22 protein-coding genes are annotated in these 24,793 nt (G+C 65.0%); 7 read left to right on the forward strand and 15 right to left on the reverse strand.

Annotated features, from left to right (window positions below):
* Positions 1–246: 246 nt before the first annotated feature.
* From I6L33_RS00465 to I6L33_RS00505, 10 genes are all read right to left on the reverse strand, one after another.
* Entirely contained in the window at positions 247–1,173 is a 927-nt protein-coding gene (locus I6L33_RS00465; protein ID WP_005304791.1) for a L,D-transpeptidase family protein, read from the reverse strand.
* 187 nt (positions 1,174–1,360) lie between these two features.
* Complete coding sequence (locus tag I6L33_RS00470) at positions 1,361–2,602, reverse strand: mechanosensitive ion channel family protein (protein ID WP_216973385.1); 1,242 nt, start codon at positions 2,600–2,602, stop codon at positions 1,361–1,363.
* 123 nt (positions 2,603–2,725) lie between these two features.
* Entirely contained in the window at positions 2,726–3,925 is a 1,200-nt protein-coding gene (locus I6L33_RS00475; protein WP_005304795.1) for an acetate kinase, read from the reverse strand.
* A 174-nt stretch (positions 3,926–4,099) separates the two neighbouring features.
* The gene (locus I6L33_RS00480; protein WP_005304798.1) at positions 4,100–4,570 is read right to left on the reverse strand and encodes a YhcH/YjgK/YiaL family protein; all 471 of its coding nucleotides are present in this window, start codon (positions 4,568–4,570) and stop codon (positions 4,100–4,102) included.
* A gap of 309 nt (positions 4,571–4,879) precedes the next feature.
* Positions 4,880–5,986, reverse strand: coding sequence for a 1-acyl-sn-glycerol-3-phosphate acyltransferase (locus I6L33_RS00485; RefSeq protein ID WP_010636222.1), 1,107 nt, complete (start codon positions 5,984–5,986; stop codon positions 4,880–4,882).
* Between the two features lie 155 nt (positions 5,987–6,141).
* A complete protein-coding gene (cueO, locus tag I6L33_RS00490; RefSeq protein WP_216973386.1) occupies positions 6,142–7,761 on the reverse strand; it encodes a multicopper oxidase CueO in 1,620 nt (539 codons plus the stop codon).
* 125 nt (positions 7,762–7,886) lie between these two features.
* On the reverse strand, positions 7,887–8,018 hold the full coding sequence (locus I6L33_RS22115; RefSeq protein ID WP_275668573.1) for a hypothetical protein: 132 nt from the start codon (positions 8,016–8,018) through the stop codon (positions 7,887–7,889).
* Positions 8,015–8,707 (reverse strand): aspartate/glutamate racemase family protein, encoded by a 693-nt coding sequence (locus I6L33_RS00495; RefSeq protein ID WP_201971307.1) that lies wholly within the window; start codon positions 8,705–8,707, stop codon positions 8,015–8,017. The genes I6L33_RS22115 and I6L33_RS00495 overlap by 4 nt, the downstream gene beginning before the upstream one ends.
* Before the next feature lie 131 nt (positions 8,708–8,838).
* Positions 8,839–9,429, reverse strand: a complete 591-nt coding sequence (locus tag I6L33_RS00500) for a LysE family translocator (RefSeq protein ID WP_010636219.1) — start codon at positions 9,427–9,429, stop codon at positions 8,839–8,841.
* 124 nt (positions 9,430–9,553) lie between these two features.
* Positions 9,554–10,150: a LysE family translocator gene (locus tag I6L33_RS00505; RefSeq protein WP_005304811.1), complete on the reverse strand. Its 597-nt coding sequence runs from the start codon at positions 10,148–10,150 to the stop codon at positions 9,554–9,556.
* 117 nt (positions 10,151–10,267) lie between these two features.
* On the opposite strand from I6L33_RS00505, the gene I6L33_RS00510 reads away from it, so the two are divergent.
* The 5 genes from I6L33_RS00510 (at position 10,268) to I6L33_RS00530 (ending at position 16,751) form a co-directional block, all read left to right on the forward strand.
* A complete protein-coding gene (locus tag I6L33_RS00510; protein ID WP_024941671.1) occupies positions 10,268–11,644 on the forward strand; it encodes a PLP-dependent aminotransferase family protein in 1,377 nt (458 codons plus the stop codon).
* Positions 11,645–11,685: 41 nt separating this feature from the next.
* Positions 11,686–12,150, forward strand: a complete 465-nt coding sequence (locus tag I6L33_RS00515) for a hypothetical protein (RefSeq protein WP_216973387.1) — start codon at positions 11,686–11,688, stop codon at positions 12,148–12,150.
* Between the two features lie 93 nt (positions 12,151–12,243).
* A complete protein-coding gene (locus I6L33_RS00520; protein WP_216973388.1) occupies positions 12,244–14,304 on the forward strand; it encodes a hypothetical protein in 2,061 nt (686 codons plus the stop codon).
* On the forward strand, positions 14,274–15,050 hold the full coding sequence (locus I6L33_RS00525) for a DUF3142 domain-containing protein (protein WP_216973389.1): 777 nt from the start codon (positions 14,274–14,276) through the stop codon (positions 15,048–15,050). The genes I6L33_RS00520 and I6L33_RS00525 overlap by 31 nt, the downstream gene beginning before the upstream one ends.
* Positions 15,051–15,125: 75 nt before the next feature.
* A complete protein-coding gene (locus tag I6L33_RS00530) occupies positions 15,126–16,751 on the forward strand; it encodes a hypothetical protein (RefSeq protein WP_216973390.1) in 1,626 nt (541 codons plus the stop codon).
* A gap of 31 nt (positions 16,752–16,782) precedes the next feature.
* Here the strand turns inward: I6L33_RS00530 and I6L33_RS00535 are convergent, their stop codons facing one another.
* The gene (locus I6L33_RS00535; protein WP_216973391.1) at positions 16,783–18,096 is read right to left on the reverse strand and encodes a sodium-dependent transporter; all 1,314 of its coding nucleotides are present in this window, start codon (positions 18,094–18,096) and stop codon (positions 16,783–16,785) included.
* Between the two features lie 431 nt (positions 18,097–18,527).
* On the opposite strand from I6L33_RS00535, the gene I6L33_RS00540 reads away from it, so the two are divergent.
* The gene (locus tag I6L33_RS00540) at positions 18,528–19,247 is read left to right on the forward strand and encodes an ABC transporter substrate-binding protein (RefSeq protein WP_026141979.1); all 720 of its coding nucleotides are present in this window, start codon (positions 18,528–18,530) and stop codon (positions 19,245–19,247) included.
* 5 nt (positions 19,248–19,252) lie between these two features.
* Here I6L33_RS00540 and I6L33_RS00545 read toward each other — a convergent pair whose 3' ends face one another.
* Together I6L33_RS00545 and I6L33_RS00550 are read right to left on the reverse strand one after the other, a co-directional pair.
* Positions 19,253–20,566, reverse strand: a complete 1,314-nt coding sequence (locus I6L33_RS00545; protein ID WP_216973392.1) for a sodium-dependent transporter — start codon at positions 20,564–20,566, stop codon at positions 19,253–19,255.
* Positions 20,567–20,780: 214 nt separating this feature from the next.
* A complete protein-coding gene (locus I6L33_RS00550; protein WP_010636209.1) occupies positions 20,781–21,620 on the reverse strand; it encodes an isopenicillin N synthase family oxygenase in 840 nt (279 codons plus the stop codon).
* Positions 21,621–21,829: 209 nt separating this feature from the next.
* Between I6L33_RS00550 and I6L33_RS00555 the strand changes: the two genes are divergently transcribed.
* Positions 21,830–22,393: a DUF2799 domain-containing protein gene (locus I6L33_RS00555; protein ID WP_010636208.1), complete on the forward strand. Its 564-nt coding sequence runs from the start codon at positions 21,830–21,832 to the stop codon at positions 22,391–22,393.
* Positions 22,394–22,453: 60 nt separating this feature from the next.
* On the opposite strand, the gene I6L33_RS00560 is transcribed toward I6L33_RS00555, so the two are convergent.
* Both I6L33_RS00560 and I6L33_RS00565 read right to left on the reverse strand, forming a co-directional pair.
* Positions 22,454–23,275 carry a Cof-type HAD-IIB family hydrolase gene (locus I6L33_RS00560; RefSeq protein WP_216973393.1) on the reverse strand — a complete coding sequence of 274 codons (822 nt, stop codon included), beginning with the start codon at positions 23,273–23,275 and terminating at the stop codon, positions 22,454–22,456.
* Positions 23,276–23,471: 196 nt separating this feature from the next.
* On the reverse strand, positions 23,472–24,713 hold the full coding sequence (locus tag I6L33_RS00565; RefSeq protein ID WP_043171906.1) for an MFS transporter: 1,242 nt from the start codon (positions 24,711–24,713) through the stop codon (positions 23,472–23,474).
* Positions 24,714–24,793: the final 80 nt, after the last annotated feature.

Genomic DNA, 24,793 nt, shown 5'->3' on the forward strand with positions numbered 1-24,793 from the left:
GGGCTCTTCCTTAAAAAACCGCCCTAGCTTAATCAGCAGATCCCATGACCTCAACCTTTTTTAACAAACAGAAAACACAATATAAACGTTTCATCTTTAACCAACAGACCAGCTTTGCGCCGTTCCGCCAGATTTTATCCTGACGCAGCAACTGCTTATCCACCGGGCATGTTCAGGGGCCTGATCCCGCCACGGCGGCAAAAAAAAGCCCCGACCAGAAGTCGGGGCCATCTCGGCAGGTGCCAATCAGCGATTGATCGCGATCGGCATGCCGCTGCGCTGCTCCAGCGCCTGCTTGACCAGCTGGGAGTCGCTGTCGGCGTGGGCGATGAAGCGGGTCACCGCCGGGGTCATCGGCAGCGGCGCAGGCAGGCTGGAGTTGAACTCCTCCTGATTGCGGGAGAGCGGCTGATGCACTTCCAGATAGCGGCGGCCATCCGGCTCGACACTGGCCTTGATAGGCTGGTTGACGAACTGGACGCGGGTACCGACCGGCACCTTCTTGAACAGGTACTCGATGTCGTCGTTGCGCAGGCGCACGCAGCCGTGGCTCACCCGCAGGCCGATGCCGAACTGGGCGTTGGTGCCGTGGATGGCGTACATCTTGCCGATGTAGAGCGCGAACAGCCCCATGGGATTGTCCGGGCCGGCCGGCCACACGGCCGGCAGGGTCTCGCCACGGGCGGCATATTCGGCATGCATCTTGGCGGTCGGGGTCCAGGTCGGGCCCGCCTTCTTGCGCTGCACGCTGGTCACCCAGTTTTCCGGGGTGTCGGTACCGAGCTGGCCGATGCCGATGGGCAGCACTTCCACCACCTTCTTGCCTTTCGGGTAGTAGTAGAGGCGCATCTCGGCCACGTTCAGCACGATCCCTTCACGGGGCGCATCCGGCAGGATCAGCTGGTGCGGCACGATCAGCTTCTCGCCGGTCTGCAGCAGCAGGGGATCCGCCTTGGGGTTGGCCTCCAGCATGTTGGTCAGCCCCAGCTGGAATTTGGCGGCGGCGGCCTCCAGCGGCTGGCCGTTTTCTTCGGCCGGGACCACGTATTCCAGATTTTCACCCACCAGGCGGCTGTTGGCCGCAGGCAGGGCGTATTCAACAGCGAGCGCAGGCGCGGCGCCCAAGAGGAGGCTGCAGCACAGCGCGGCCGCAGTAGTGTGGAGGAGCTTCATAACTTTCCTGTAATGGATGACGTGGTTCAAGACTCTGGGCTGACCCGGGAGCGGCGGGCGATCCGGGGGGCGAAGAGAAGGCCGCCATTTTTCTCCTCTGCCGGGCAAATTTCAACTGACAAGTGGCGGCGGGTCAGCGATTAATATCGCTTTTTTTATCCGCCGCCAGCCCTTGTCTGATGGCCGTTCACCCCTTTTGCCAGGCGCGCATATCGTAACCTGTGGGAGATTGGTGCAACCGCAGATGAAATTGCTCGATGATGGCAAAAATGTGGTCGAAAATGTCGGCCTGGATCCCTTCGTAATCGGCCCAGGCGGTGGTCGCCGTGAAGCAGTAGATCTCCAGCGGCAGGCCGTCCGTGGTCGGCGCCAGCTGGCGCACCATCAGGGTCATGTCCTTGCGAATGCCGGGGTGGGCGCGCAGGTAGGCGTCCAGATAGGCGCGCAGGGTGCCTAGGTTGGTGAGGTGGCGGCCGTTGATGGGGCAACTGATGGCGTCGCTCAACTGCTGGTTGTAGGCGCTCAGCTCCTGCTCCTTGCGGCTCAGATAGGGCGCCAGCAATTGGGCCTGCTTGAGCTGCAACTGTTCGTCCGCCGTCAGGAAGCGCACGCTGGTCATGTCGATGTTGACGCTGCGCTTGATGCGCCGCCCGCCCGACTCCGTCATCCCCTGCCAGTTCTTGAAAGAGTCGGAGATGAGGGCATAGGTGGGGATGGTGGTGATGGTCTTGTCCCAGTTCGACACCTTGACCGTGGTGAGGCCGATGTCGGTCACCTCGCCATCCGCGCCGTACTTGTCCATCTGCAGCCAGTCGCCGACGCTCAGCATGCGGTTGGCGGAGAGCTGGATGCCGGCCACCAGGCCGAGGATGGGGTCCTTGAACACCAGCATCAATACCGCGGTCATGGCACCCAGGCCGCTGAACAGGAACAACGGCGACTTGCCTAGCAGCAGGGCGATCATCAGGATGCCCACCAGGATGCTGCCCACCAGCTTCACCCCCTGGAAGATGCCGCGCAGGGGCAGATCCCGCCCGAGCCGGGTATAGCGGCTCACCGACAGCAGGCAGTCGAGCAGGGCAAACAGCGCCAGCAGCAGGAACAGCAGGATCCAGAGCTGGGCCACCGTCTCGATGAGCTGCAGGCTTTCGGAATTGCGCGGCAGCCAGATCTCGGCCTGCCCCAGCAGCACGGCCCCCTGCAACACGAAGGCGAGCCGGTAGAACAGCCGCTGCTGCAGTTGGGGCGGCAGCCACACCTGCATGGTCTTGCCGAGCACGCCCACCAGCCGCACCAGCAACACCCGGTGCAGCAGCATGTGCAGCACCAGCGAGGTGAGTACGATGAAACCGAGGGCGATCACCAGCCCCGTCATGCCGGTCACCTCCAGTCCTAGCCCGGCCAGCCAGCGAAAAATCGTCTCCTTCATCCCATCCTCCTGTGCGTGAAACTGCGGTCAGGGTACGTATCTGCCACCCCATGTCAAATGGGCACCGGCCCACAAACGACAACGCCCGGCAGGGGCCGGGCGTTGTCTGGGAGCGAGGGGGCGTTAGCCGACCAGGCTCAGGGCATCGCGGGCGATGACCAGCTCTTCGTTGGTGGGCATCACCAGCGCCAGGCGGCTGCCTTCGGCGGTGATGGGGCCCTCGCCACCCAGCACGGCGGCGTTGTTGGCCTCCTTGTCGACCTTGAAGCCGAATAGGGCCAGACGATCCAGCACCATCTCGCGCACCATGGCGGCGTTTTCACCGATACCGCCGGTGAATACCAGGGCGTCCAGACGACCGTCCATGGCGGCGGCATAGGCACCGACATACTTGGCCACCCGGTAGGTGAACACGTCCAGCGCGCGCTTGGCACCGGCGTCGGTGGCGTAGTTGGAAGTGACGTAGCGGCAGTCGCTGCTCGCCTCGGTCATGCCCAGCAGACCGGACTCGCGGGTCAGGGTGTGGTTGATCTGCTCCACGCTGTAACCGAGCTGGTCGTGCATGAAGAAGACTACGGCGGGGTCTATGTCGCCGGAGCGGGTACCCATCGCCAGCCCTTCCAGCGGGGTCAGCCCCATGGAGGTGTCGACGGATTCGCCGCCACGGATGGCGCAGACGGAGGCGCCGTTACCCAGGTGGCAGTTGATGATGTTGAGCTCTTCGAGCGGCTTGCCCAGCGCCTTGGCGGTCTCTTCTGCGATGAAGCGGTGGGAGGTGCCGTGGGCGCCGTAACGACGGATGCCGTTCTCTTTGTAGAGCTTGTAGGGCAGCGCGTAGAGGTAGGCTTCCTCTGGCAGGGTCTGGTGGAAGGCGGTGTCGAACACGGCCACGTTCTTCTCTGCCAGCGCCGGGAAGACCTTGAGGGCGGCACGGATGCCGATCAGGTGCGCCGGGTTGTGCAGGGGAGCGAACGGAATGGCGGCTTCGATGCCGGCGATCACGCTGTCATCGATGCGAACGGAACGGGAGAACTGCTCGCCGCCGTGCACGATGCGATGGCCGATGGCCACCAGCTGCTCGGCCAGGGTCGGATCCTGCGGCAGGATGTGACCCACGATGTGGTCGAGGGCTTCCTGGTGCGCGGCACCCGCGCCCAGCATGGCCTCGCCCTTGACCCCGTGGAGTTTCCATTTGATACGTGCATCATCCAGATTGAAGCATTCGGCCAGGCCGGACAGCATGTCCTCACCTGTTTCGGCGTCCATTACGGCAAATTTCAGGGAAGAGCTACCGCAGTTAAGGATCAATACCAACTTGCTCATGTTCTACATCTTCCTGTGCTTCGGCTTTATGCCGACAGTGTCGTGTCATCCAACATGGATGGGATTCCCCTGCCGGGGGCTTATGGTCGCAGGAAAGTGCGCCCAATTTTTCAATATGTTAAGTGCAAATCCGGACGATTCCGGCCACTCGTCTCAGTCAGGCTGCGCCAGCGGTTACAGGCCGGCCAGCAGATCCCGGTGCACCTTGACCACCAGCTTCTTCACCTTGGCCGGCGGGTTGGGGGTGCAGAGGGGGCGATGCAGTTCTCCCGGCCAGAAGATGGCGAAGTCGCCGGGCTGCAACGCCAGATAACTGGTCTGTTCATCGTCGACGAACCAGAGATCGGGATGGGGGTGATCCGCCCCTTCGCTCGCGTAGGTGTGCGGGCCGACCCCGATCCACTCCTCGCCGGCGAGCAGCAGCTGGATGTCCAGGTACTGCTGATGGAACTCGCCACGGCGATCCGCCGCCGGCTCGGTCAGCTCTTCGCTCACCAGGCAGAACAGCTTGAGGCCGTCGACCTCCTGCTTGCCGAGCGGGGCATGCCGCCACCGGTCGACGCTTTGCACCACCTCGACCAGGATGCGGTCGAGCGGGGCGGGCAGCGGCGTACGCTGCAAGGTATTCAGACTGCCGGTGATCATGGCGCTTCCTTAGGTGTATTCAGGCGACATCTTAGCCGCAAAATGAAAAAGGACCCGTTGAAGGTCCTTGTGTCACACCGTCTGCTATCCGTGCAGACCTGGATGGAGCCACGGCTCTGTCCGGCGTGGTGAGTGCACTGTTACACACTCATCCTCGGCTTGCCAAGCGGGGCAAGCGCGTTCGCCAGGTGATCGTACCAGCTGAAACAATATTATTCACTACTCCATTGCCGGCGACTTTGACCAGACGCAAAAACGGGAGCATCTGCTCCCGTTTTTTTCGCATCACCTGGTCAAAACCGGTGTCATTCAAGCCTTGGCGGCGTTCTCCACCGGTTTGGCGTACATGGCACGCCAGATGGCCTTGTGCTCTTCCGGCACCTCCGACTGACGGCTCAGGAAGGCGGCCTGTTCGATGGTATTGGCGTGGCCTGCCACATCCGCAGCCAGGTAGTTGCCCGGGAAGAGGCGGTAGTTGCCCCAGATCGCCTTGTCGATGAGCGCCGCCAGTTCGTCCGGATCGCTGAAGCCTTCGGTGATGGGGGCGCCGAAGGAGACGTGTACCCGCCCCTTCTGGCCGACGATGCCGGCGACTATGCTCTCGATGTCCTCGAACTCGCCCTTCTCGTAGCTGCCGTTGATGGACTTCTCGTAGAGCTCGCGCGCCTTGGCCTTGTCGGTGGGATCCAGCTCATAGCTGATGCTGACCGGCACGATATTGAGGCTGCGCATGTAGTCGACGAACTCGATCTTCTGCTTCTTGCCGTCCACGTAGAACATCTTGAGGATGGCCGGATCCGTCTTGTCATCGCCGTTCTTGGCGCGCCCTTCCTTCTGGGCGATCCAGATGGAGTGGCCTTCGTGCACCGACTGGCCGATGTAGGCCGACAGCTCGCCAAGCGCCTTCATCATCTCCCGCGGCCCCTTGGCGGAGCGCTTGACGATGAAGCTCTTGTTGAGCTTCATCAGCTCGGTGGCGCAGGGCTTGCGCAGCAGGTTGTCGCCGATGGCAATGCGCACGGTATCGAAACCATGGGTGTGTAGACCCCAGTTGACGAACGCCGGATCCATGGCGATGTCCCTGTGGTTGGAGACGAACAGGTAGCCCTGCTCTTTTTTAAGATGCTCAAGCCCGGAGAAGGTCACCCCCTGGGTGGAGGTGGCGATCATCCGGCTCATGTAGCGGGTCACCCCCATCTGCACCTGATGGATGGTGGTCACCTTGGACCACTTGTAGCGCAGGAACTGGCGGATCAGCGGGCGAATGGCCCAGCCCAGCCAGCTCATCAGGGAGCCAAAGCGATACTTGGCGATGGCGCCGATGAATTCATCATCCCGGATCAGCCGCTCGATGGCTGCCGGTACTTCCTCATCGCGGTAGGGGCGAATGTCCGCGAATCTATCTACTTCTGTCACAATGTCAGCCTTGCGTGTAAGGAGTCGCGGCCGGCGTGCGCCGGCCGGAAAATTCAGGGCGCAATTTTACACGCTTTTATGCCGAGGGGTATGCGGCGCAGCCAGATAGTGAGATCTGACCAGTAAAAAACAATGGCCCCGAACGGGCCATTATTTCACTCTTCCACCGTGAACGAGAGCATCATGCCGGTGTCTTCATGCTCCAGCAGATGACAGTGAGCCATGTAGGCCCGCTCCTTCGGCGCCGTGTGATCGAAGCGCACCAGCACCTCGCTGCGCCCGCCCTCCACCTTGACGATATCCTTCCAGCCGGCGCGATGAGGGGCCACCGGCTGACCGTTCTCGCTCAGGATCCGGAAACGGGTGCCGTGAATGTGGAAGGGATGCAGCATCATGTCCCCCTCCCCCGAGATGATCCAGCGCTCGGTGCGGCCGCGCTTGACCGCAAACTGCGGGTCGTTCATAGCGAAGGCCTGACCGTTGATCCGGTTGCCGCCGTGCAAGTCCAGCGCGCCGCCCTCTTGCTTCATGTCGGCCATGTCGCCGTGATCCATCCCCGCCATCGACATCCCGGCCATCCCGTCGCCTTGCCCGTCCATCTTCATCCCGGCCATGCTGCCCGTATCACCGTGGTCCATGCTCATGCCCGCCATGGCGCCGTGGCCGTAGCGGCTCATCAGCGCCTGCATCCCCTGCCGGTCCAGCTCGGGATCCATCGACAGGGTCAGGGTGCGGCTCGGCAACTCTTGAGTGGCGGGCAGCGCAGGCAGCCGCGCCAGGCTGTCCGGCAGACGTCCCTTGCCCTCGATGAGGGAGGGCCGGATCCGCAGCAGCGGCAAGGCCGCATCGAACGGCGCCAGGGTCATCCCCATCTGGCGCACCGGCAGGGTGAGCAGGTCGAACGCCTGGCCGTTGCGAGCATCCACCATCACCTCGAAGCGCTCCCCCGGCAGCAGCGCCAGCTCGCTCAGCGCTACCGGCTCCGCCAGCAGGCCGCCATCGCTGCCGATCACATACAAGGGGCGGCCATCGCTGGTCGCCAGCCTGAGGGAGCGGGCATTGCAGCCGTTGAGCAGCCGCAACCGCAGCCAGCCGCGGGGGGCGTCGTGGGTCGGATAGACGGCGCCGTTGGTCAGCATCAGATCGCCGAACCAGCCGACCGCCGCGCTCATCACGTCCAGCTGGTAGTCCACCTGATCCCGCCCATCGAGGCGCTTGTCCTGCAGCACCAGCGGGATATCGTCCACCCCCCAGCGCTGGGGCAGTGGCAGCCGCAGGCTCTCCTCGTCGTCGAGAATGAAGAGTCCGGCCAGCCCCATGGCCACCTGATGGCCGGTCTGTCCGTGGGTGTGGGGGTGATACCAGCAGGTGGCCGCCGGCTGCTCGATGCGAAACGCCGCCTGCCACTCTTTGCCGGAGGGGATGCTGGCCTGCGGGCCGCCATCAGCGGTGCCCGGCACCTCCAGCCCGTGCCAATGTATCGTGGTGGTCTCCGCCAGCTGGTTGGCGACCCGGACTCGCACCGCCTGCCCCTGGCGGGCACGCAATGTGGGGCCAAGCAGGTTGCCGTTGTAGCCCCAGCTGCGGGTCGGCTGGCGTCGCCACTGCATCTGGCCCGGCTGTACCCTGAGCTGGAACAGGCCGCTGGCGTCCGCCTCCAGCAACGCAGGAATAGGCAGGGCTGGGCGCTCGGCGGCAACCGCCCGCCCCCACCAGGGCAAGGCACCGGCGATGCCGACGGCGGTGGAGAGTTTGAGAAAATCGCGACGCTGCATGAGTCACTCCTCGTTGGCCAAAGCGGACCTTCAGCCTATGCAGCAACCCTGCGGCAAGGTCAAGCCCTGCCGAGCCGGCGGCCGGACAGTTTCTGGCTTATCCGCTTGCCAGCAGACCCCTGTCGTCAAGCCAGCGCCAGACTCACCGCCGCCTCGGCGTGGATCGCCATGGTTGCGTCGTAGAGCGGCACCGTGGCGCCGGCATATTCCAACCCACTATTTGCCTCATCCGCTTGCCAGCAGGCCCCTGTCGTCAAGCCAGCGCCAGACTCACCGCCGCCTCGGCGTGGATCGCAGTGGTGTCGTAGAGCGGCACCGCAGCCTCAGCATCTCCTACCAGCAGGGCTATCTCGGTGCAGCCCAGGATCACCGCCTGGGCGCCAGCGGCCGCCAGCCCCTCGATAATGGCTAGGTACTCGGCCCGCGAGGCGTCGCGAATGTCACCGAGGCACAGCTCGTCATAGATGATGCGGTGCACCCGCTCCCGCTGCACTTCGCCCGGCACCAGCACCTCCAGTCCGAATTTGTCTTGCAAGCGCCCCTTGTAGAACTCCTGCTCCATGGTGAAGCGGGTACCGAGTAGACCGACTCTCTGGATCCCGTCCGCTTGCAGCTGACGTGCGGTGGCATCGGCGATATGGAGCAGCGGGATGTCGATGGCGGCCTCAATCTCGGGCGCTACCTTGTGCATGGTGTTGGTGCCGATCAGCAGAAAATCGGCGCCACCGGCCTGGATGGCCCGCGCCTCGGCCGCCAGCAGGCGGGCGGTGGCGGGCCAGTCGCCGATATGCTGCAGCCGCTCTATCTCGGCAAAGTCGACGCTGCTCAGCAGCACCCGCGCCGAGTGCAGGCCACCGAGCCGTGCTCGCACGCCCCGGTTGAGCGCCTGATAGTAGCTGACGGTGGACTCCCAGCTCATGCCCCCCAGCAGACCGATACATTTCATGGGACCTCCTTCTGTAAACCGCTCGTGCAAACCAGACAGGGGGCGGCGCGCGTCATGGCACCGCCCCGTGAATAAAAAAGGCCCCGCAGGGCCAACAAGACAGCCGGTAAAGGCCCGGGCGCAGGCCCGGACTAAATCCAGATCATCAGCACGCAGGCCGCCGTGGCGACCCCCATGCCGAGATTGAAACGACGCCAGCCTCTGGCGGTGCGAATGAGGCGGCGCACCTGGGCACCGAACAGCACCCAGAAGGCCCCGGTATAGAGGCCGGTAATAAAGAAGATGGCGAGCACCCAGATGGCGGAGGGCCAGTAGGCCTCCCCCGCCAGGGTGAAACCGCTGATGGCGGAGAGCGCCATCATCCACGCCTTGGGGTTGAGCAGCTGCAGCATGGCCCCCTGATGGGCCGGGATCAGCGGCCGATTGCCCTCGGCCGGGCCGCTGGCGGTCGCCACCTTCCAGGCCAACCAGAGCAGGTAGGCCGAGCCGATGAGCTTGAGCCCGTCGTGCAGCAGCGGCACCTGTTCGAACATCACCCCCAGCCCCAGCGCCGTGGCCAGGATCATCAGGTTGATCCCCCCCACCACCCCCACCAGCAGGGGCACGCTGCGGCGAAAGCCCTGGGCCGCACCGGCGCTGGTGAGCAGCATGTTGTTGGGGCCCGGCGTGCCACAAGTGATGAGGGCAAAGCCCGCCAGGGGAAGCAACCAGTTCAGATCCATCTCAACCTCTTGATGATGCAGGGCACCGACTCGGCGACAAGCCTTCTAATATGCAGAGCCGGTGCCCGTCAGACAAGGCCGCAAATGCACTTTCTTCGCATCTTTATGCGGCCTCTGGCAAGGCTCAGTACCAGAGCATCACCACGCAGAGCGCAGTCAGCGCCCCCAGGCTGCCGTTGAGGCGGCGCCAGCCCCGATCCGTGCTGATCCAGTTGCTGAGCTGATGGCCAAACAGCACCCAGACGAAGCAGACCGGCAGCGCCACCAGCACGAACATGGCCATCACCGCGAACTGGCTCGGCCAGTAGCTGGCACCGGGCAGGCTGAACAGACTGATGGCGGAGATCCCCATCATCCAGGCCTTGGGATTGAGAAACTGAAAGCCCAGCCCCTCCAGCAGGGTCAGCGGACGGGCGCGCCGGGCCGGATCACCGGGAGCGCCGGCCACCGCGATGCGCCATGCCAGCCACAGCAGATAGAGGCTGCCGAAGATCTGCAAGCCGAGACGCAGCAGCGGCCAGCGCTCGAACAGGGGGTAGAGCCCCAGCGCCAGCACCATCTGCAGCACCGGCTGACCCACCGCCACCCCGATCAGATGGGGCAGGGTGCGGCGCACCCCGAAGTTAGCGCCGGAGGCGGTCAGCATGAGGTTATTGGGGCCCGGCGTGCCACAGGTGAGCACCGCAAAGCCAAACAGGGTGGCATACCATTCGATCGTCATCTTTGTACTCCTGAACTGCACACATTGTATCGATACAATGTGCTGTTTTTGATTGTTATCGGGTTCAAAATCACGCTATATTGCCGATACATTTCGATCAATGGATTTATTGTCACCATGACAATCTGGACCCCGGACCTCACCCCCTTCGCCGGCCCCCTCTACCTCAAGCTGGTGAAGGCCATCGAGCAAGCCATTCAGGACGGCTCCCTGCCGCCCCAGACCCGGCTGCCCACCCACAGGGCACTGGCGGACAGGCTGGGGGTCACCGTCGGCACCGTCACCCGCGCCTATGGCGAGGCGGAGCGGCGCGGGCTGCTGGCCGCCCGGGTCGGGCACGGCACCTGGGTCAAGGGGGAGCATGAGGATCCGGCCAACGCCTGGGTGATCCGCAAGGAGGAGGGGCACCGCATCGAGTTGTGGCAGAACCTGCCGGTGCAGCTGGATCGGGCCGCCATCATCCGCCCCATGCTGGCGGAAGTGGCAGACGGGGATCTCAACGCCCTGCTCGGTTACGACAAGGAGGCGGGCCAGCCCGGCCAGCGCCAGCTCTTTATCGACTGGCTGACCGAGCAAGGGGTGGCGGGCAGTGAGGAGTATCTGCTGTTCAGCCACGGCGCCCAGCACGGCATCATGCTCTCCCTGCTGGCCACCGGCTGCGTGGGGGAGACCCTGCTGTGCGAAGGGCTCAGCTACCCAGGCATGCTGGGCAACGCCCGCCAGCTGAAGAATCAGGTGGTGGGGCTGGCGATGGACGAGGAGGGGCTGCTGCCCGACGCGCTGGAGGCGGCCTGCCGCACTCGCCGCGCCAAGCTGCTCTACCTCACCCCCACCCTGCAGAATCCCACCACAGCCACCATGAGCCTGGCGCGGCGCGAGGCCATCATCGCCATCGCCCGCCGTCACGATCTGCTGATCATCGAGGACGACGTCAACGGCCTGCTGCCCCAGCAGCCGGTGACGCCGCTGGTCAATCTGGCGCCGGAGCGGGTCATCTACCTCGGCAGTCTGGCCAAGATCGCCTGCGGCGGCCTGCGAGTCGGCTTCGTGCTGACCCCGCCCCACTTGCGCGGTGCCTTCGCCCAGGCGATGCGACTGTCGAGCTGGATGGTGAGCCCGCTGCTCATCGAGCTGGCCTGCAAGCTGGTGAGCCAGCGCCAGATCATGCCTCTTGTAGAGCAGCAACGGCAGATCCTGGCACGTCGCGGCGAGCTGCTGCGCCACCTGTTGCCGGAGGCCTGCTGGCAGGCGGGCTCCATGCACGCCTGGCTGCCGCTGCCGGAGCCCTGGCGCAGCCAGGAGTTTGCCGAGGCCGCCAACGCCCTTGACGTCGGGGTGGCCAGCGGGGAACACTTCGCCGCCGGCCAGTTCGCCGCCCCGCAGGGAGTGCGGTTGAGCCTGAGCCAGCCGGCCACCGACGCCCGCGTCGCCGAGGCGCTGGAGCGGCTCGCCGGCCTGCTGCGCACCGCGCCGCCCACCAATACCCTGCTATAGTCAGCCCCGGCCCGCCCATCCGTGCGCTCAAAGGAGAGCCCATGCACCCGACCCGCGCCCCGCTTTTGCTTCTCACCCTGCTGCTGGGGGGCTGCGCCTCCCCCGCTCATCAACAACTGGGGGCGGCGCTGAGCGGGCTGGAGGGGGAGTTGCAGCGGCTGGAAGAGGAGCTGGCGGCCATGAACGGCCTCCATTACCAGAAGGCGATTGACGCTCCCTTGAGCCTGCGCCGCCGGCTGAGTGCCCCCGTCCCCACGGCACAAGGGCTGCTACCCAACCGCAGCACGCTGACAGATGGCCCCCTGCTGCGCTACGACTACCAACTGCCGGCCGGCATGGCCAGCCTGCCCCTCACCGAGCCCTGCCTGCGCTACGAGTTCGAGCTGCGCCACCTGGGCCGTCTCGGCCAGCTCGCCCTGCACTGGCAGGGGGTGGCGGGCTCGGGGGAACAACTGATCCAGCAGCGCGACTGCCCCTTTTCGGCCAAAGGGCCCGGTCTGCAGTAGGCCCGCCGCCGGCCGACCTGCCCCTATGGTCAGTTGAAAGGGGCGAAGGCATCTTGTAGCGTGCCAGCATCCCGACTCCTGCTGGAAGCGCCCATGAAACTGACTCCCCTGTGTCTGGCCCTCTGCAGCCTGCCCGTCCTGGCCTGCGGCCCGGATGGCTGCGAGACGCCGCTCACCCTGCAACTGACCGCCGCCCAGTGCCACCTGAACGGGCTGCCGTTCCTCTCCCCCGACAACGACACCCGCACCAACCTGGCGTTGCTGCTGGCCGATGAGCAGGCCTTCTCGCTGCCCAAGGCGCCGCTGCCGCTGCCCTTCGCCATCGAGGATCTGCTCAACCCGGCCCGGCTCAACCCGACCCAGGCCGAGTCGGCCCCCGCCGGGCCGGATCCCCTGCTGGCGCTGGCTGCCGGTCTTGGCATCGAACAGAGCACCACCCAGGCCGCCCTGGAGCGGGCCGCCGGCTGGAGCGAGGGGCGCTGCATCAGCAACAATCCCATTGCGGCCGAAGCCTTCCTGCAGGCGCTGGTCGACACCCCGGCCCTTGGCGCCGATGAGCGCAGCCAGCTGGCCCGCCAGCGGCTGGCCATGCTGGGCCAGTGCGCCCAGCAGGCCGAAACGGCGCCAGAAGCCAAGGCCGCACCGCTGTCGGCCGCCGGCCAGGGCTTTGCCGACTACCTGGCCGCCAGCCGACTCTTCTATCAGGGGGAGTTCGCGCAGGCCGATGCACAATTTGCCGCCCTCGCCGGGCAGGATCAGCCCTGGCTGAAAGAGACGGCGGATTACATGCGGATCCGGGTCGCCCTCAACCAGTCCCAGCAAAGCGCCTTCGATGACTGGGGCACCCTGGATCGCAACCAGATTGACCAGGCCGCCGTGCAGCGCGCCGAGCAGTTCATCGCCGACTATCGCAGCCGCTACCCAGAGGGGCGCTATCTAGACTCCGCCAACGGGCTGCTGCGCCGGCTCGCCTGGTTCAGGGGGGACGAGGCGGCGCTGGCCGGCCTGTTCCGGCAGGCGAGCCGCCAGCCGGGCAACCCGGAGCTGCTCAACGAAATAGACCTCAAGCTGTTGATGCAGCCCGGCTTCACCGGCTCAGCCGCCATGCCGCAGCTGACCCTGGTGCAGGATCTGCGCAGGCTGCGGCTGCACGAGAGCTGGGACGAGTGGCAGCCGCTGCAACCCGGCGAGCTGGCCCAGCAGAGCGCCCAGTTTGCCGGCAACCCGGCCTGGCTCGCCTACCTGCAACAGGCCGAGCGCTATTATCTGGCCAAGGATTATGCCGCCGTCATCGCCGCCGCTCCCGCCCTCGGCAAGGGGCCACTCGACAACCTGGCATTCAGCCAGCAGGTGCTCAAGGGCATGGCGCTGGCGGCCAGTCAGGCGCTGCCCGAGGCGGAGCAGCAGTGGCGCGCCCTGCTCGCCAGCCAGCCCACCCCCTTGCAGGATCAGCTGCTGCAACTGGCGCTGGCCATGACCCTGGAGCGGGCCGGCCGACTGGAGCAGGTGTTCGCCAAGGAGAGTCCCATCCAGAGCGATCACTACCGCATTCCGCTACTGGAGTACGTGGCGCCGGCCCCGCTGCTGCGCCGCATGGTGCAGGATGAGCAGGCTTCCGCCACCCTGCGCCAGCGCGCCGGCCACACCCTGCGCTACAAGCAGCTGACCCACGGCGACTACCGGGGCTTCCTGCAGGATCTGGCGCTGGCCCCGCTGGCCGCCCCGTTCGACTGGCAAGGGAGCCAGGAGTATCAGTGCCCGGCCCTCACGGCGGTGGTCACCACCCTGGCGGACAACCCCAAATCGCCCAGGGCGCTCAACTGCCTCGGCGAGTTTTTCCTGAGCCAGGGGCTGGACTGGGATCCGCTCCTGCAGCGGCCGGGCGCCGACACCCTGGCGGGCAGCCGGGATCTGTTTGCTGGACAGCAGCGCAGCCGGCTCGACTGGTATCAACAGGTGATCGCCAACCCCAAGGCCGCCAAGGAGGAGAAGGCCTACGCCCTCTACCGCGCCATCAACTGTTACGCCCCGAGCGGCAACAACAGCTGCGGCAGCCAAGAGATCCCCCTCAGCCAGCGCAAGGGCTGGTTCAACACCCTCAAACGCCAGTACGGAACGAGCCAGTGGGCCAAGCAGCTCAAATATTACTGGTGATACTGGCGCTGCTGGGCGCTGAGGCCAGCGCCGCCGTCGAGGCGAGCCACTACCGCCAGTTCTGGCTGTGGGCCGGGGTCAGGCCCCAGCCGGTGCTGCAGCAGGCCGAGCGGCTCTATCTGCATCAGGGGGAGATAGGCCCCCTCGATGCGCGCCAGCCCGTGCGTTTTCAGGGACAGGGCATAGCGCCGAGCAAGCTGCCGGTAAAGGAGCTCTGGCTCGCCTATCGGGTGGAGCGGCTCGACTGGAATGAGGCCCTTATCAAGAGCCTGACCAACCAGCTGGCGGCCTGGCAGCGCAAGGGCAATGAGGTGCGCGGCTTCCAGATAGACTTCGATGCCCGCACCCACCGGCTGGCGGACTATGGCGACTTCCTGCGCCAGCTGCGCAGCCAGCTGCCCGCCGGCTGCGCCATCAGCATCACCGGCCTGCTGGACTGGACCCGCACCGGTGACGTCGCCACCCTCAACGCCCTCGCCGGCACGGTCGACGAGCTGGTGGTGCAGACCTACCGTGGCCGTCGCACCGAGCCGGGCTATGCGCGCTACCTGCAAACGCTGACGCGGCTGACCCTCCCCTTCAAGGTGGGGCTGGTGCAGGGAGGTGAGTGGGATAAAGAGTGGGAGCGCCGTCTGACCAGCTCCCCCGCCTATGGCGGCATGGTGGTGTTTCTTGTCAATCCGGCGCCCTCTCGCCCCCCTCTGGTGAGCCCGGGTGAGGGGTTGACCGGCACGGCGCCTCTGTAACAGAGTAATAGCTCTTTTTGACTCCATCACATGCCATACTTGTTCCGATCCTGAACCGGCCAAGGAGTGCCAAGGATGCAGATCCTCCTGATCGAAGACGACACCATGCTCAGCACGGCGCTCTCCCAGGGGCTGAGCCAGCAGGGCATAGCATCAACCCAGCTGACCCACTGCAAGGAGCTGGCAACCCTGCCAACCCTGCTGCGCCAGCAGTCGTTCGACGCCATCATCTGCCACCAGAGCCATCACCAGGACCTGGAGGGAGTGCGCATGCTGCAGGAGGCTCACTATCTGGGGCTACTGGAGCCGGGCTGCGTGCTGTTGTTGCTCAATGCAGACCCGGAGCCACTCCACTATCCCCCCTCGGATCTCTACTTTTCCCTGCAGCTGACCATCCCCTTTACCCAGGAGCAACTGACCACCCGCCTGCACGAGCTGGTACAGCTGACCGGGCTGACCCGGGCCCTGCCGGCCCCGATGCGGCTCAGGGAGTGGCAACTGAGCTGTGCCCTGTGCGAGGACCTGCTCTATGAGCAGCAGAAGTATCGGGAGCTGGGACAACAGCTGGACCGGAGCAAGGGCTACATGCTGCTGCAATGGCAGGATCACTTCCATGCCTCCCAGCACTACGCGGTCTGTACCACGGAATATGACGCCTGGTGGCCGCGCAAGGGATTGATCTACGCCCTGCTGGGGCTCGGCAGGCTGGAGAGCGCGCGCAAGGATCTGGCCCGCAACCGGGAGCGGCTGCCGCCGGCCCTGCAGCTGGAGCTGGCGCTGGCCTGTCTGCTGCACGAGGGGCAGTGGGAGGCGGCCTGGGACGTGCTCGGCCATCTGCTGCAAAAAAACGCCTGGCAACCAGAGTGGCGCCAGGCGGCCATCCTGCTGGCACTGCTGATCAAGGATGAGGGCAAGGCGCTGGAGCAGGCCAACGCCCTCAGCCTGCGCTTCTTTGCCGATCACAAGCTGCGGGTATCTATCGAGAACTTCATCCTCAATGCCAGCCTGTCGGTGCTCTGGCACTACCCGAGCGCCGCCAGGATCAGCTCACTGCAGCAGGAGTATCGCTACCTCAACCAGGCCGTCACCCTGCGGGCTCATGAGGACGCCCTGCTCAAGGCGCTGATGCTGAGCCTGGACTACCGCTTCGACGAGGCCCTGCTGCTGCTGGCCAAGCACCCGCCGGAGAGCGCGCGGGACAACCACCTCAACCAGCTGCTCGGCTTCGCCGTCAGCCAGTTCTGCGGACTGCCCCACCACGCCAAACGCTACCTGACCCAGCTAGGCCAGTATCAGGCCAGGGTCGCCCCGGCCCCGCTGCTGCAACAGTTGTTCAAGCAGGTCGTCATCGACTTGACGAAACAACTGGAGCGGCGCGAGCTGCGGCTGACCTATCTGCGCCAGGAGCGGCAGCGGGCCAGCGCGGCAGGCCAGCACCAGCTGGCCGTGCAGTATGCGCTGACGCTGCAGGAGGAGTTCCCGGCCCTGCCTGGCGATGCCTGGCAGTTGCTGGAGCTGCTGCAACTGTGCTGGCCGGCCGGCATGGCAGCTCCCAGGGTGGCGCTGCTGGTAGACCGGCTGGAGCGGCGTCTCAACCACAGCGCCTCCTTCATGGAGCATCATGCCAAGGAGTACCAGAAGACGCTGCTGCAGATCCGCTCACACCTCAATACCCGCCTGCCTACCACGCCCCCCAACTAGGCCCTCAGGCCCGGCCAGCGCCGGGCCGCTCTTACAGCAAGCCCCGCACCAGGATCCCGCCGATCAGCAGCGGGGCCACCAGCCGCCAGCACCAGAGCAGGCAGAACCGCAACACTGGCGAGAGATCCGCCGGCACCATGCGATCCCCCAGTCGCCAGCCCAGCAGCAGGGTCAGCACCAGGCCGAACAGCGGCATCATCAGGTTGGAGGTGAGGTAGTCCAGCAGATCGAAGATGGTCTTGCCGAACAGGGTGTACTCGGCCCAGGGGCCGAACGACAGGCTGACCGGAATGCCACAGGCCATGATCAGCAGGGTCAGCACCCGGCAGGCGCCACGGCGCGACCAGCCCCACTCCTCGGTGGTGAAGCGCACCAGGTGCTCCAGCATGGAGATGGAGGAGGAGAGCGCCGCCACCAAGAGCAGCAGGAAGAAGACCACTGCCAGCCCCTGGCCGAACGGCAGGTGGTTGAACACCGCCGGCATGGTCATGAAGGTGAGCCCTGGCCCGGCGGTCGGATCGATGCCGGTGGAGGCGAGCACCGGGAAGATCATCAGCCCCGCCAGCACCGAGATGAGGCTTGCCAGCGTCACCACCCAGACGCCGGAGCGCAGCACGCCGTCACTGCTGGGCAGGTAGGCGCCATAGGTGGTGTGTACCCCCAGGCCAATGGAGAGGGAGAAGAAGGCGAGCCCCAGCGCGTCCAGCACTCCCTGGCCGGTGAGCTGGCTGAAGTCGGGCAGCAGGAACTGGCGTACCCCGGTCATGGCGCCCGGCATGGAGAGGCCGGTCACCACCAGCAGCAGCATCATCACGAACAGGGCCGGCATCATCCAGCGCAGCGCCCGCTCCACCCCCTTCTGCAGGCCTCCCTGCACGAACCACCAGGTGAGCCCGGCAAAGATGAGGTGAGTGATGGCCGGCCAGAGAGGATCGCTCACGTAACCGGTGAAGAGGGCGGTGAGGACGCTCGCCTCACTCAGGTTGAGCTCGCCACCGATGGCCAGGGCCGCGTATCCCACGGTCCAGCCCCCCACCACGCTATAGAAGCTGTAGATGAAGAAGCCGCACAGGATCCCCATGTAACCCATCCAGCGCCAGTTCGGCCCCACCAGCTTGCGGAAGGCACCGAGCACCCCGCGCTGGCTGTGGCTGCCGAGCAGGGTCTCCCCCACCTGCACCGCTACCCCCAGGGTGAAGCTGAACAGCAGAAACACCAGCAGGAAGGCGCCGCCGCCGTTGGTGGCGGTCACATAGGGGAACTTCCAGATGGCGCCAAGACCGATCGCCGAACCGGCGGCTGCCAGCACATGACCGAGACGGGAAGACCACTGAACCTGGCTCATACAACCTCCGGGCAAGACAACATCACATCGATACTCCATGGATAACCGCACGGTGCGGGCAACAAAAAAGGCCGCCTGGTGGCGACCTTTGCAATGAACATTCAGACAAGCTGTGCGTGCAAGGTCACCTCTCTTGCGAGCCAAAAAATCGACCGAACAGTGCGCAACGGGGTGACATGAATAAACGGGCCTGAATGCCAAACGGGATCACAGCCTAAACCATGGAAAGAAAAATTGACACAACGTGAACAACTTTTTTTCATCCCCCCCTTCAAAAAAGGATTCTCTGCCGCCGCCGGCAAAGATCATCAGGCAGCCCAATCCCTTGAGCAATAATAGAGTTAGCCTCGGCAGGCCGGTCAGCGACCGCCCGTGGCGACCCCCTTGCGCAACATGGATGCACCGACGTGACGCACCTGACCGGATACTGGATGAACTGGCTGCTGCCCTGGCTACTGCTGCCCGCCCTGGCGCTGGCCACGCCGCAACCCCCGCTGACCCTCATCAGCCACGAGCTGCCCCCCTTTACCCACACCAGTAACGGCAAGCTCGGCGGGCTGGCGGTGCAGCTGGTGCAGGAAGTCCAGCAGGAGATGGGGGTTCACTACCCCATCAAGATCTACCCCCTCAAGCGGGCGCTCGCCCTGACCCGGGTCGAACCCGGCTTCGCCCTGTTCGTCATCCTGCGCACGCCCCATCGGGAGTCCCAGTTCAAGTGGGTGGGGCCGCTGTTTCCGAACCGGGTGGTGATCTACCAGACCAGAGGCAGCAAGCCGCTGACCAATCTGGCCCAGCTGCGCAAGCTGCCGCGGGTCGGCGTGCTGCTCGGCAACGCCGATGACGAACTGCTCACCCGGGAGGGTTACACCAACCTGGTGCGCTGCCAGACCATCGAAGATGCCATCGAGCTCCTGGTGCTCGGCAAGATAGACGCCTTCCCCATGGGGGATCAGATCATGCCGGCCATCCTGGCCAAGATGAAGTTCTCCCCCCGCAGCGTGGTGAACTCCGGGCTGCTGCTGCAGGAGAACTGGCTCTACATCGTCTTCTCGAAGAGCGAGGATGACGCCGTGATCGCCCGCTGGCAGGCCGCCGTCGACAAGGTGCGGGCCCGCCACCCACAGGCGACGCCGGCCCCTCTTCATCCCTGAACCGGTTATACCAGCCCGCGTACCAGGATGCCGCCGATGAGCAGCGGTGCCAGCCAGCGCCAGCAGCCCATCAGCAGGGTGTGCCAATGCAGGGCCAGGCCGGCGGGCAGCGCCTGGCGACCGAGCCGCCAGCCCAGCAGCAGGGTGAGCGCCAGCCCGAACATCGGCATCATCAGGTTGGAGGTGACGAAGTCGAGCAGCTCGAAGATGTTCTTGCCAAACAGGGTCACGTCCGTCCAGGGGCCGAACGACAGGCTGACCGGAATGCCGTTGGCCATCACCAGCGCGGTGATCAGGCTGCAGGCGGCCCGTCGTGACCAGCCCAGACTCTCGCTGACGAAGCACTGCAGATGCTCCAGCAGCGAGATGGCAGACGAGAGTGCCGCCACCACCAGCAGGGCGAAAAACACCACCGCCAGCCCCTGGCCGAACGGCAACTGCTGGAACACCGCCGGCATGGTCATGAAGGTAAGACCAGGGCCGGAGGCGGGATCGATGCCGGTGGCCGCCAGCACAGGGAAGATCATCAAGCCCGCCAGCACGGCGATGAGGCTTGCCAGCAATACCACCCAGAGGCTGGAGCGGCCGACCCCCTCGCTGGAGGGCAGATAGGCGCCATAGGTGGTGTGGATGCCCAGACCAATAGAGAGGGAGAAAAACGCCAGCCCCATGGCATCGAGCACGCCGGACATGCCGAGCTTGCTGAAGTCCGGCATCAGGAAGTGGCGTACCCCGGCCATGGCATTGGGCAGGGTGAGGCCAAAGGCCACCAGCATCAGGATCATGATGAAGAGGGCTGGCATCATCCAGCGCAGGGTGCGCTCCACCCCCTTCTGCACGCCCCCCTGCACGAACCACCAGGTGAGCCCGGCGAACAGCAGGTGGGTCAGCACCGGCCACAGCGGATCCCCCACATAGTCGTTGAAGCGGGCGGTCAGGGCCGCGCCATCGCCGTGCTGCAGGCTGCCCGCCAGCGCCATGCCGGTGTAGCCCAGGGTCCAGCCGCCCACCACGCTGTAGAAGCTGTAGATGAGCAGGCTGCTGAGCAGCCCCATGGCACCGACCCAGCGCCAGCGCTTGCCCATCAGCTCACCGAAGGCTCCCACCACCCCGCGCCGGCTCAGGCTGCCGAGCAGCGTCTCCCCCATCAGCACCGCCACCCCCAGGGTGAAGCTGAACAGCAAAAACACCAGCAGGAAGGCGCCGCCGCCGTTGGCGGCCGTCACATAGGGGAACTTCCAGATAGCGCCGAGACCGACTGCTGAACCGGCGGCGGCCAGGATATAACCGAGCCGGGATGACCATTGGGACTGCTTCATAAGAACTCCAACCGTGGGGCCCGCCACAAGGGGCCCAAAATGACGCTCAGAGTACGGGGGGGGCTGCGCAATCACAACGCCGCTTATCTGGATAAAACGCGAGTTATTGGCATCATTACCCAATTAAATTCTATTTTACGCGCAATCCTGCCAACAAATAAAAACCGGAGCAATTTTGCTCCGGTTTGGCACTGTGGTGAGCCCGGTTCGGGGACTAGATCACCCCCAGCTCCCGCAGCCGTTCCATCAGGTAGCTGTGGGCGGTATGACGCTCGGAGAGCACCACGTCCGGCCGCGGATGGAGGAACAGCGGCAGGGAGATGCGGGACTTGGCGGCGCTGCCGCCGGTCGGGTTGATGACGCGGTGGGTGGTGGAGGGGTAGTAGCCGCGGGAGGCCTCCTGCAGCATGTCGCCGATGTTGATGATGAGAGTGCCGAAATCGCACGGCACGTCCATCCACTCGCCGTCGGACCCCTTCACCTGCAGGCCAGGTTCGTTGGCGGCGGGCAATATGGTCAGCAGGTTGATGTCTTCGTGGGCGGCGGCGCGGATGGCGCCCGGCTCTTCGGTGCCGTCGAACGGCGGGTAGTGCAGCACCCGCAGCAGGGTCTTCTGGCTCTCTTCAATCATGGAGGAGAGCGGGCAGCTGTAGTGGGCGGCGATGTCGCTCGGGGTGTACTGCTCGACCCAGCCCAGCAGCTCGGCTGCCAGGTCGTTGGCGAGGCGGTAGTACTCCATCGCCTGCTCTTTCAGCTCGGCAGGCATCTGGCCCCAGGGGTAGATGTGGAAGTACTCCTTGATGTCCTTCTGGCTGTGGCCCTTGGCCACTTCGGACACCGACGGCGGGAAGTAACCGTCCTGAGTCTCGCGATTGAACAGGAAATCCTGCTTCTGCTCGCTCATGAAGAAGCGATACCAGTTGTCATAGATGGACTGCACCAGCTCTTTCGGGATGGGGTGATTGGTCAGCACCCCGAAACCGGTGGTCCGCAGGGATTCGGTGAAGCGCTGCGCCGCATCGGGCGAGCGGTAATCGACGGTCAGGACTTTCATTGTTTTTGTTACGCGCCAGTTAAAAGATGGCGCAGTTTACCCCGTGACCGGCGACAAGGAAAGGGCGCGGGCCGCCACGTCGCCAGCCTGCGCAAATAGTGACAAACCGCTCAAAAAACGGTGTCGGCCGACGCCGCTTTTCATTCCTTGTCCTGCCCCGGCATCCTCTCTAGAATGCCCCCCATCATCTCTCTCGGAGCCCGTCGTCCATGTCCCCCAAGATCCTGTTGCTGACCCTGCCCTTCCTGCTCGCCGGTTGCAGCTCGCTGTCGGAAGAAGAGTGCCGCACCATGAGCTGGTACAACCTGGGTTATCAGGATGGCGAGCAGGGCAAGACCCCGAGCGCCACCCGCGACTACGTCTCGACCTGCGGCGAATACGGCCTCAAGGTGGATGAGGCGGAGTGGAAACGGGGCTATGCCAAGGGGCTGGAGCTCTACTGCATTCCCGAGCTCGCCTACAGCAAGGGCAAGTCCGGCGCCGAGTACCTGGGGGTCTGCCCCAACGATGCCAGCTTCCTGACCCAGTACGATCGCGGCCGCAAGGAGTACCTGGTGGAGAAGCAGCTGAGCGATCTCAAGAGCGAGATGGAGCGGACCGAGCGCGACATCGAGACGCTGGAGCGCCAGATCCGCAACGAGAACGACAGCAAGCAGCGCGACTACTACCGCGCCCAGCGCGAGCGCGCCATCCGCCATTACGAGGGGCTGCGCCGAGACTACAACCGGATCCGCTTCCCGGATCGGGTGATCCAGTTCACCTTCGGGAACTGACAAACATAAAAGGGGCCGACATGGCCCCTTTTTGCTTCTGCCACTCTCTGTTTCTGCCCCCTAGGCGGGCAGAACCCAGCGCTGCAGCGCCAGCGCGATGCCGTCCTCGTTGTGATCGGCGGTGACCCGATCCGCCAGCGCCTGGATCTGTGATGCCGCGTTGCCCATGGCCACCGCCAGCCCCACCTGTTCGAACATGCTGATGTCGTTGTTGTTGTCGCCAAACGCCACCACGTTCTCCATCGCGATCCCTTCGCTCGCCGCCCACTGGGCCAGCCGATTGCCCTTGCTGCAGCCGGGCTGCACCAGCTCCACAGCATAGGGCGCCGCCCAGTCGCAGGTGAAGGGCAGCTGTGTGACCACCTCCGCCATGAAGTGATGGAGCAGGGCGGGATCCTGGTTGAACAGCTCCAGCTTCCAGACCGGCCGGCTGAGCCAGCTCGCCAGATCCTCCGCCGGCAGCAGGGAGATCTTGAGATGAGCCGGCTGGGCCGCCGACCAGTGGCGCATTCGGGTCACATGCTCCTCGCAGCCGAGGTAGCCGATCCCCTCGTCTAGGTGGAACAGGGCACCCATCTGGTGCGCCTGCACCTCGGCCAGCAGCCGGCCGAGGGGGGATACCGCCAGCGGATCACCGCTCAGGATCCTCTCCTGCACCGGATCATAGAGGTAGGCGCCGTTGCTGCAGATGATGGGGGTGTCGAGGGCCAGCTCGTGATGGAAGGGGCGAGCCGTCATGAAGTGGCGCCCGGTCACCAGCAGCACCTTGATGCCGTGGGCGCGGGCCTGGGCCAGTGCGGCCCGGGTGGCGGACGAGATCTTGTGATCCCGGGTCAGCAGAGTGCCATCCATATCCAGTGCAATGGCCTGAAAACGACTCATATCACCTCCAAAATGTCGAAACGAATGCGACGCTATACCAACCCGCGTTCAAATAACGATTAATACCACCGCCCAAGGCGGAGCATAACGGGGAGCACCAGGCGATCGGGCAAGCGAAGCAAAGAGCCATACCGTCCCAGAGTCGGCGCCACGATGCAAGCGCCGGCAGCCCCCTCCGTCTCGTTCTGTGATCCCGTCAGCCGGCTTCCACCTGGGCGTCGAACCGCTGCCGCCGATCCGCCGCCCGGCGCAGGCCATAGAAGCCGGCTGCGCAGAGCAGACCACACAGCGCCGCCAGATAGAAGGGCCACTCGGTGCCCGCCAGCAGCACCAGACTGCCGACCGCCACCGCCAGGATCTCGCTGCCCACCGCCAGTCCGCGATAGAGCCCCATCGCCTGCCCCTGTTGCTCGGCGTGGCTGCGGTTGGAGACGGCCACCGAAGTGGCCAGCTCCCCCAGGCTCATGCCGATGCCGACCGGGATAAAGGTGAGCGCCAGCCCCCACCAGTGGCTGGGCAGGATGAAGAGCAACATGCCAGCCGCCATCACCAGATGACCGACGATCCCGAGGGAGCTGCCGCGCCAATGACGAGCCAGACGGGAGCCCAGCCAGGATCCCGCGATCATGGGCACGCTCACCAGCACGGCGGCCTGCGCCAGCTGCACCGGATCCCAGGCCAGCCGCTCCACCAGCCAGACGTTGAAGTAGGTGAAATAGAGCTGCACCGCCCCGTAGCTGAGCAGGGTCAGCACGAAGTAGGGCAGCAGCACCGGCTGCAGCAACAGTTGACGGGAAGAGAGGGCCGGTGCCGGCTGCTCACTGCGGGCCGCTGCCGGCCGATTGGGCAGCAGCCAGAGCACCAGCAGCAGGTTGACCAGGGTCATGGCCACCGCCAGCCAGGCCGCCAGGCTGTAATCGCCGGACACCACGGCGGCATAACCGCCGATCATGGGGCCCACCACCCAGCCCAGGTTCATGCCGATGTTGATCCAGGCGAAGCTGCGTGCCTTGGTCTTGGCGGTGCTCATGTCGGCCGCCATGGCCTGCACGATGGCGATGTCGCCGTTGAAGAAGCCCTCCACCACCCGGCTCAGCAACAGCAGTGGCAAGGAACGCCAGGCGATCCCCAGCGCCATCAGGGCATAGCCCACCAGCACCCCCACCAGACAGAGGGTCAGCACCGGCTTGCGGCCATGGCGATCGGAGAGACGGCCCAGCCAGGGGGAACCCACCAGCTGGAACAACGGATAGAGCCCCATGATGACCCCCAGCCACACCTTGCGGCTCCAGTCCGACGCTTCAGGCGTCAACATGCCCTGGGCCGGATCCAGCAACAGCGGCGCCAGCACCGGGGATGGCAGGCTGAAGCCCGCCACCGCCAGCGTCACCGTCATCACCAATACCCACAAGCTGGCCTGTCCCTTGATCCTCTCCATCTTAGCCCCATTAAATAAAGTTATTGGTTTATTTATGTTGGCCAGTGAACGGGATTAAGTAAAGCGAATTGTTGATTAAA

Source organism: Aeromonas sp. FDAARGOS 1403, from assembly GCF_019047325.1.
GTDB classification, from domain to species: domain Bacteria; phylum Pseudomonadota; class Gammaproteobacteria; order Enterobacterales; family Aeromonadaceae; genus Aeromonas; species Aeromonas dhakensis.

Bases quoted from the DNA above. Each gene is read 5' to 3' on its own strand.
- I6L33_RS00465 (WP_005304791.1), bottom strand. From the start codon at position 1,173: ATGAAGCTCCTCCACACTACTGCGGCCGCGCTGTGCTGCAGCCTCCTC.
- I6L33_RS00470 (WP_216973385.1), bottom strand. From the start codon at position 2,602: ATGAAGGAGACGATTTTTCGCTGGCTGGCCGGGCTAGGACTGGAGGTG.
- I6L33_RS00475 (WP_005304795.1), bottom strand. From the start codon at position 3,925: ATGAGCAAGTTGGTATTGATCCTTAACTGCGGTAGCTCTTCCCTGAAA.
- I6L33_RS00480 (WP_005304798.1), bottom strand. From the start codon at position 4,570: ATGATCACCGGCAGTCTGAATACCTTGCAGCGTACGCCGCTGCCCGCC.
- cueO (WP_216973386.1), bottom strand. From the start codon at position 7,761: ATGCAGCGTCGCGATTTTCTCAAACTCTCCACCGCCGTCGGCATCGCC.
- I6L33_RS00495 (WP_201971307.1), bottom strand. From the start codon at position 8,707: ATGAAATGTATCGGTCTGCTGGGGGGCATGAGCTGGGAGTCCACCGTC.
- I6L33_RS00500 (WP_010636219.1), bottom strand. From the start codon at position 9,429: ATGGATCTGAACTGGTTGCTTCCCCTGGCGGGCTTTGCCCTCATCACT.
- I6L33_RS00505 (WP_005304811.1), bottom strand. From the start codon at position 10,150: ATGACGATCGAATGGTATGCCACCCTGTTTGGCTTTGCGGTGCTCACC.
- I6L33_RS00510 (WP_024941671.1), top strand. From the start codon at position 10,268: ATGACAATCTGGACCCCGGACCTCACCCCCTTCGCCGGCCCCCTCTAC.
- I6L33_RS00515 (WP_216973387.1), top strand. From the start codon at position 11,686: ATGCACCCGACCCGCGCCCCGCTTTTGCTTCTCACCCTGCTGCTGGGG.
- I6L33_RS00520 (WP_216973388.1), top strand. From the start codon at position 12,244: ATGAAACTGACTCCCCTGTGTCTGGCCCTCTGCAGCCTGCCCGTCCTG.
- I6L33_RS00530 (WP_216973390.1), top strand. From the start codon at position 15,126: ATGCAGATCCTCCTGATCGAAGACGACACCATGCTCAGCACGGCGCTC.
- I6L33_RS00535 (WP_216973391.1), bottom strand. From the start codon at position 18,096: ATGAGCCAGGTTCAGTGGTCTTCCCGTCTCGGTCATGTGCTGGCAGCC.
- I6L33_RS00540 (WP_026141979.1), top strand. From the start codon at position 18,528: ATGAACTGGCTGCTGCCCTGGCTACTGCTGCCCGCCCTGGCGCTGGCC.
- I6L33_RS00545 (WP_216973392.1), bottom strand. From the start codon at position 20,566: ATGAAGCAGTCCCAATGGTCATCCCGGCTCGGTTATATCCTGGCCGCC.
- I6L33_RS00550 (WP_010636209.1), bottom strand. From the start codon at position 21,620: ATGAAAGTCCTGACCGTCGATTACCGCTCGCCCGATGCGGCGCAGCGC.
- I6L33_RS00555 (WP_010636208.1), top strand. From the start codon at position 21,830: ATGTCCCCCAAGATCCTGTTGCTGACCCTGCCCTTCCTGCTCGCCGGT.
- I6L33_RS00560 (WP_216973393.1), bottom strand. From the start codon at position 23,275: ATGAGTCGTTTTCAGGCCATTGCACTGGATATGGATGGCACTCTGCTG.
- I6L33_RS00565 (WP_043171906.1), bottom strand. From the start codon at position 24,713: ATGGAGAGGATCAAGGGACAGGCCAGCTTGTGGGTATTGGTGATGACG.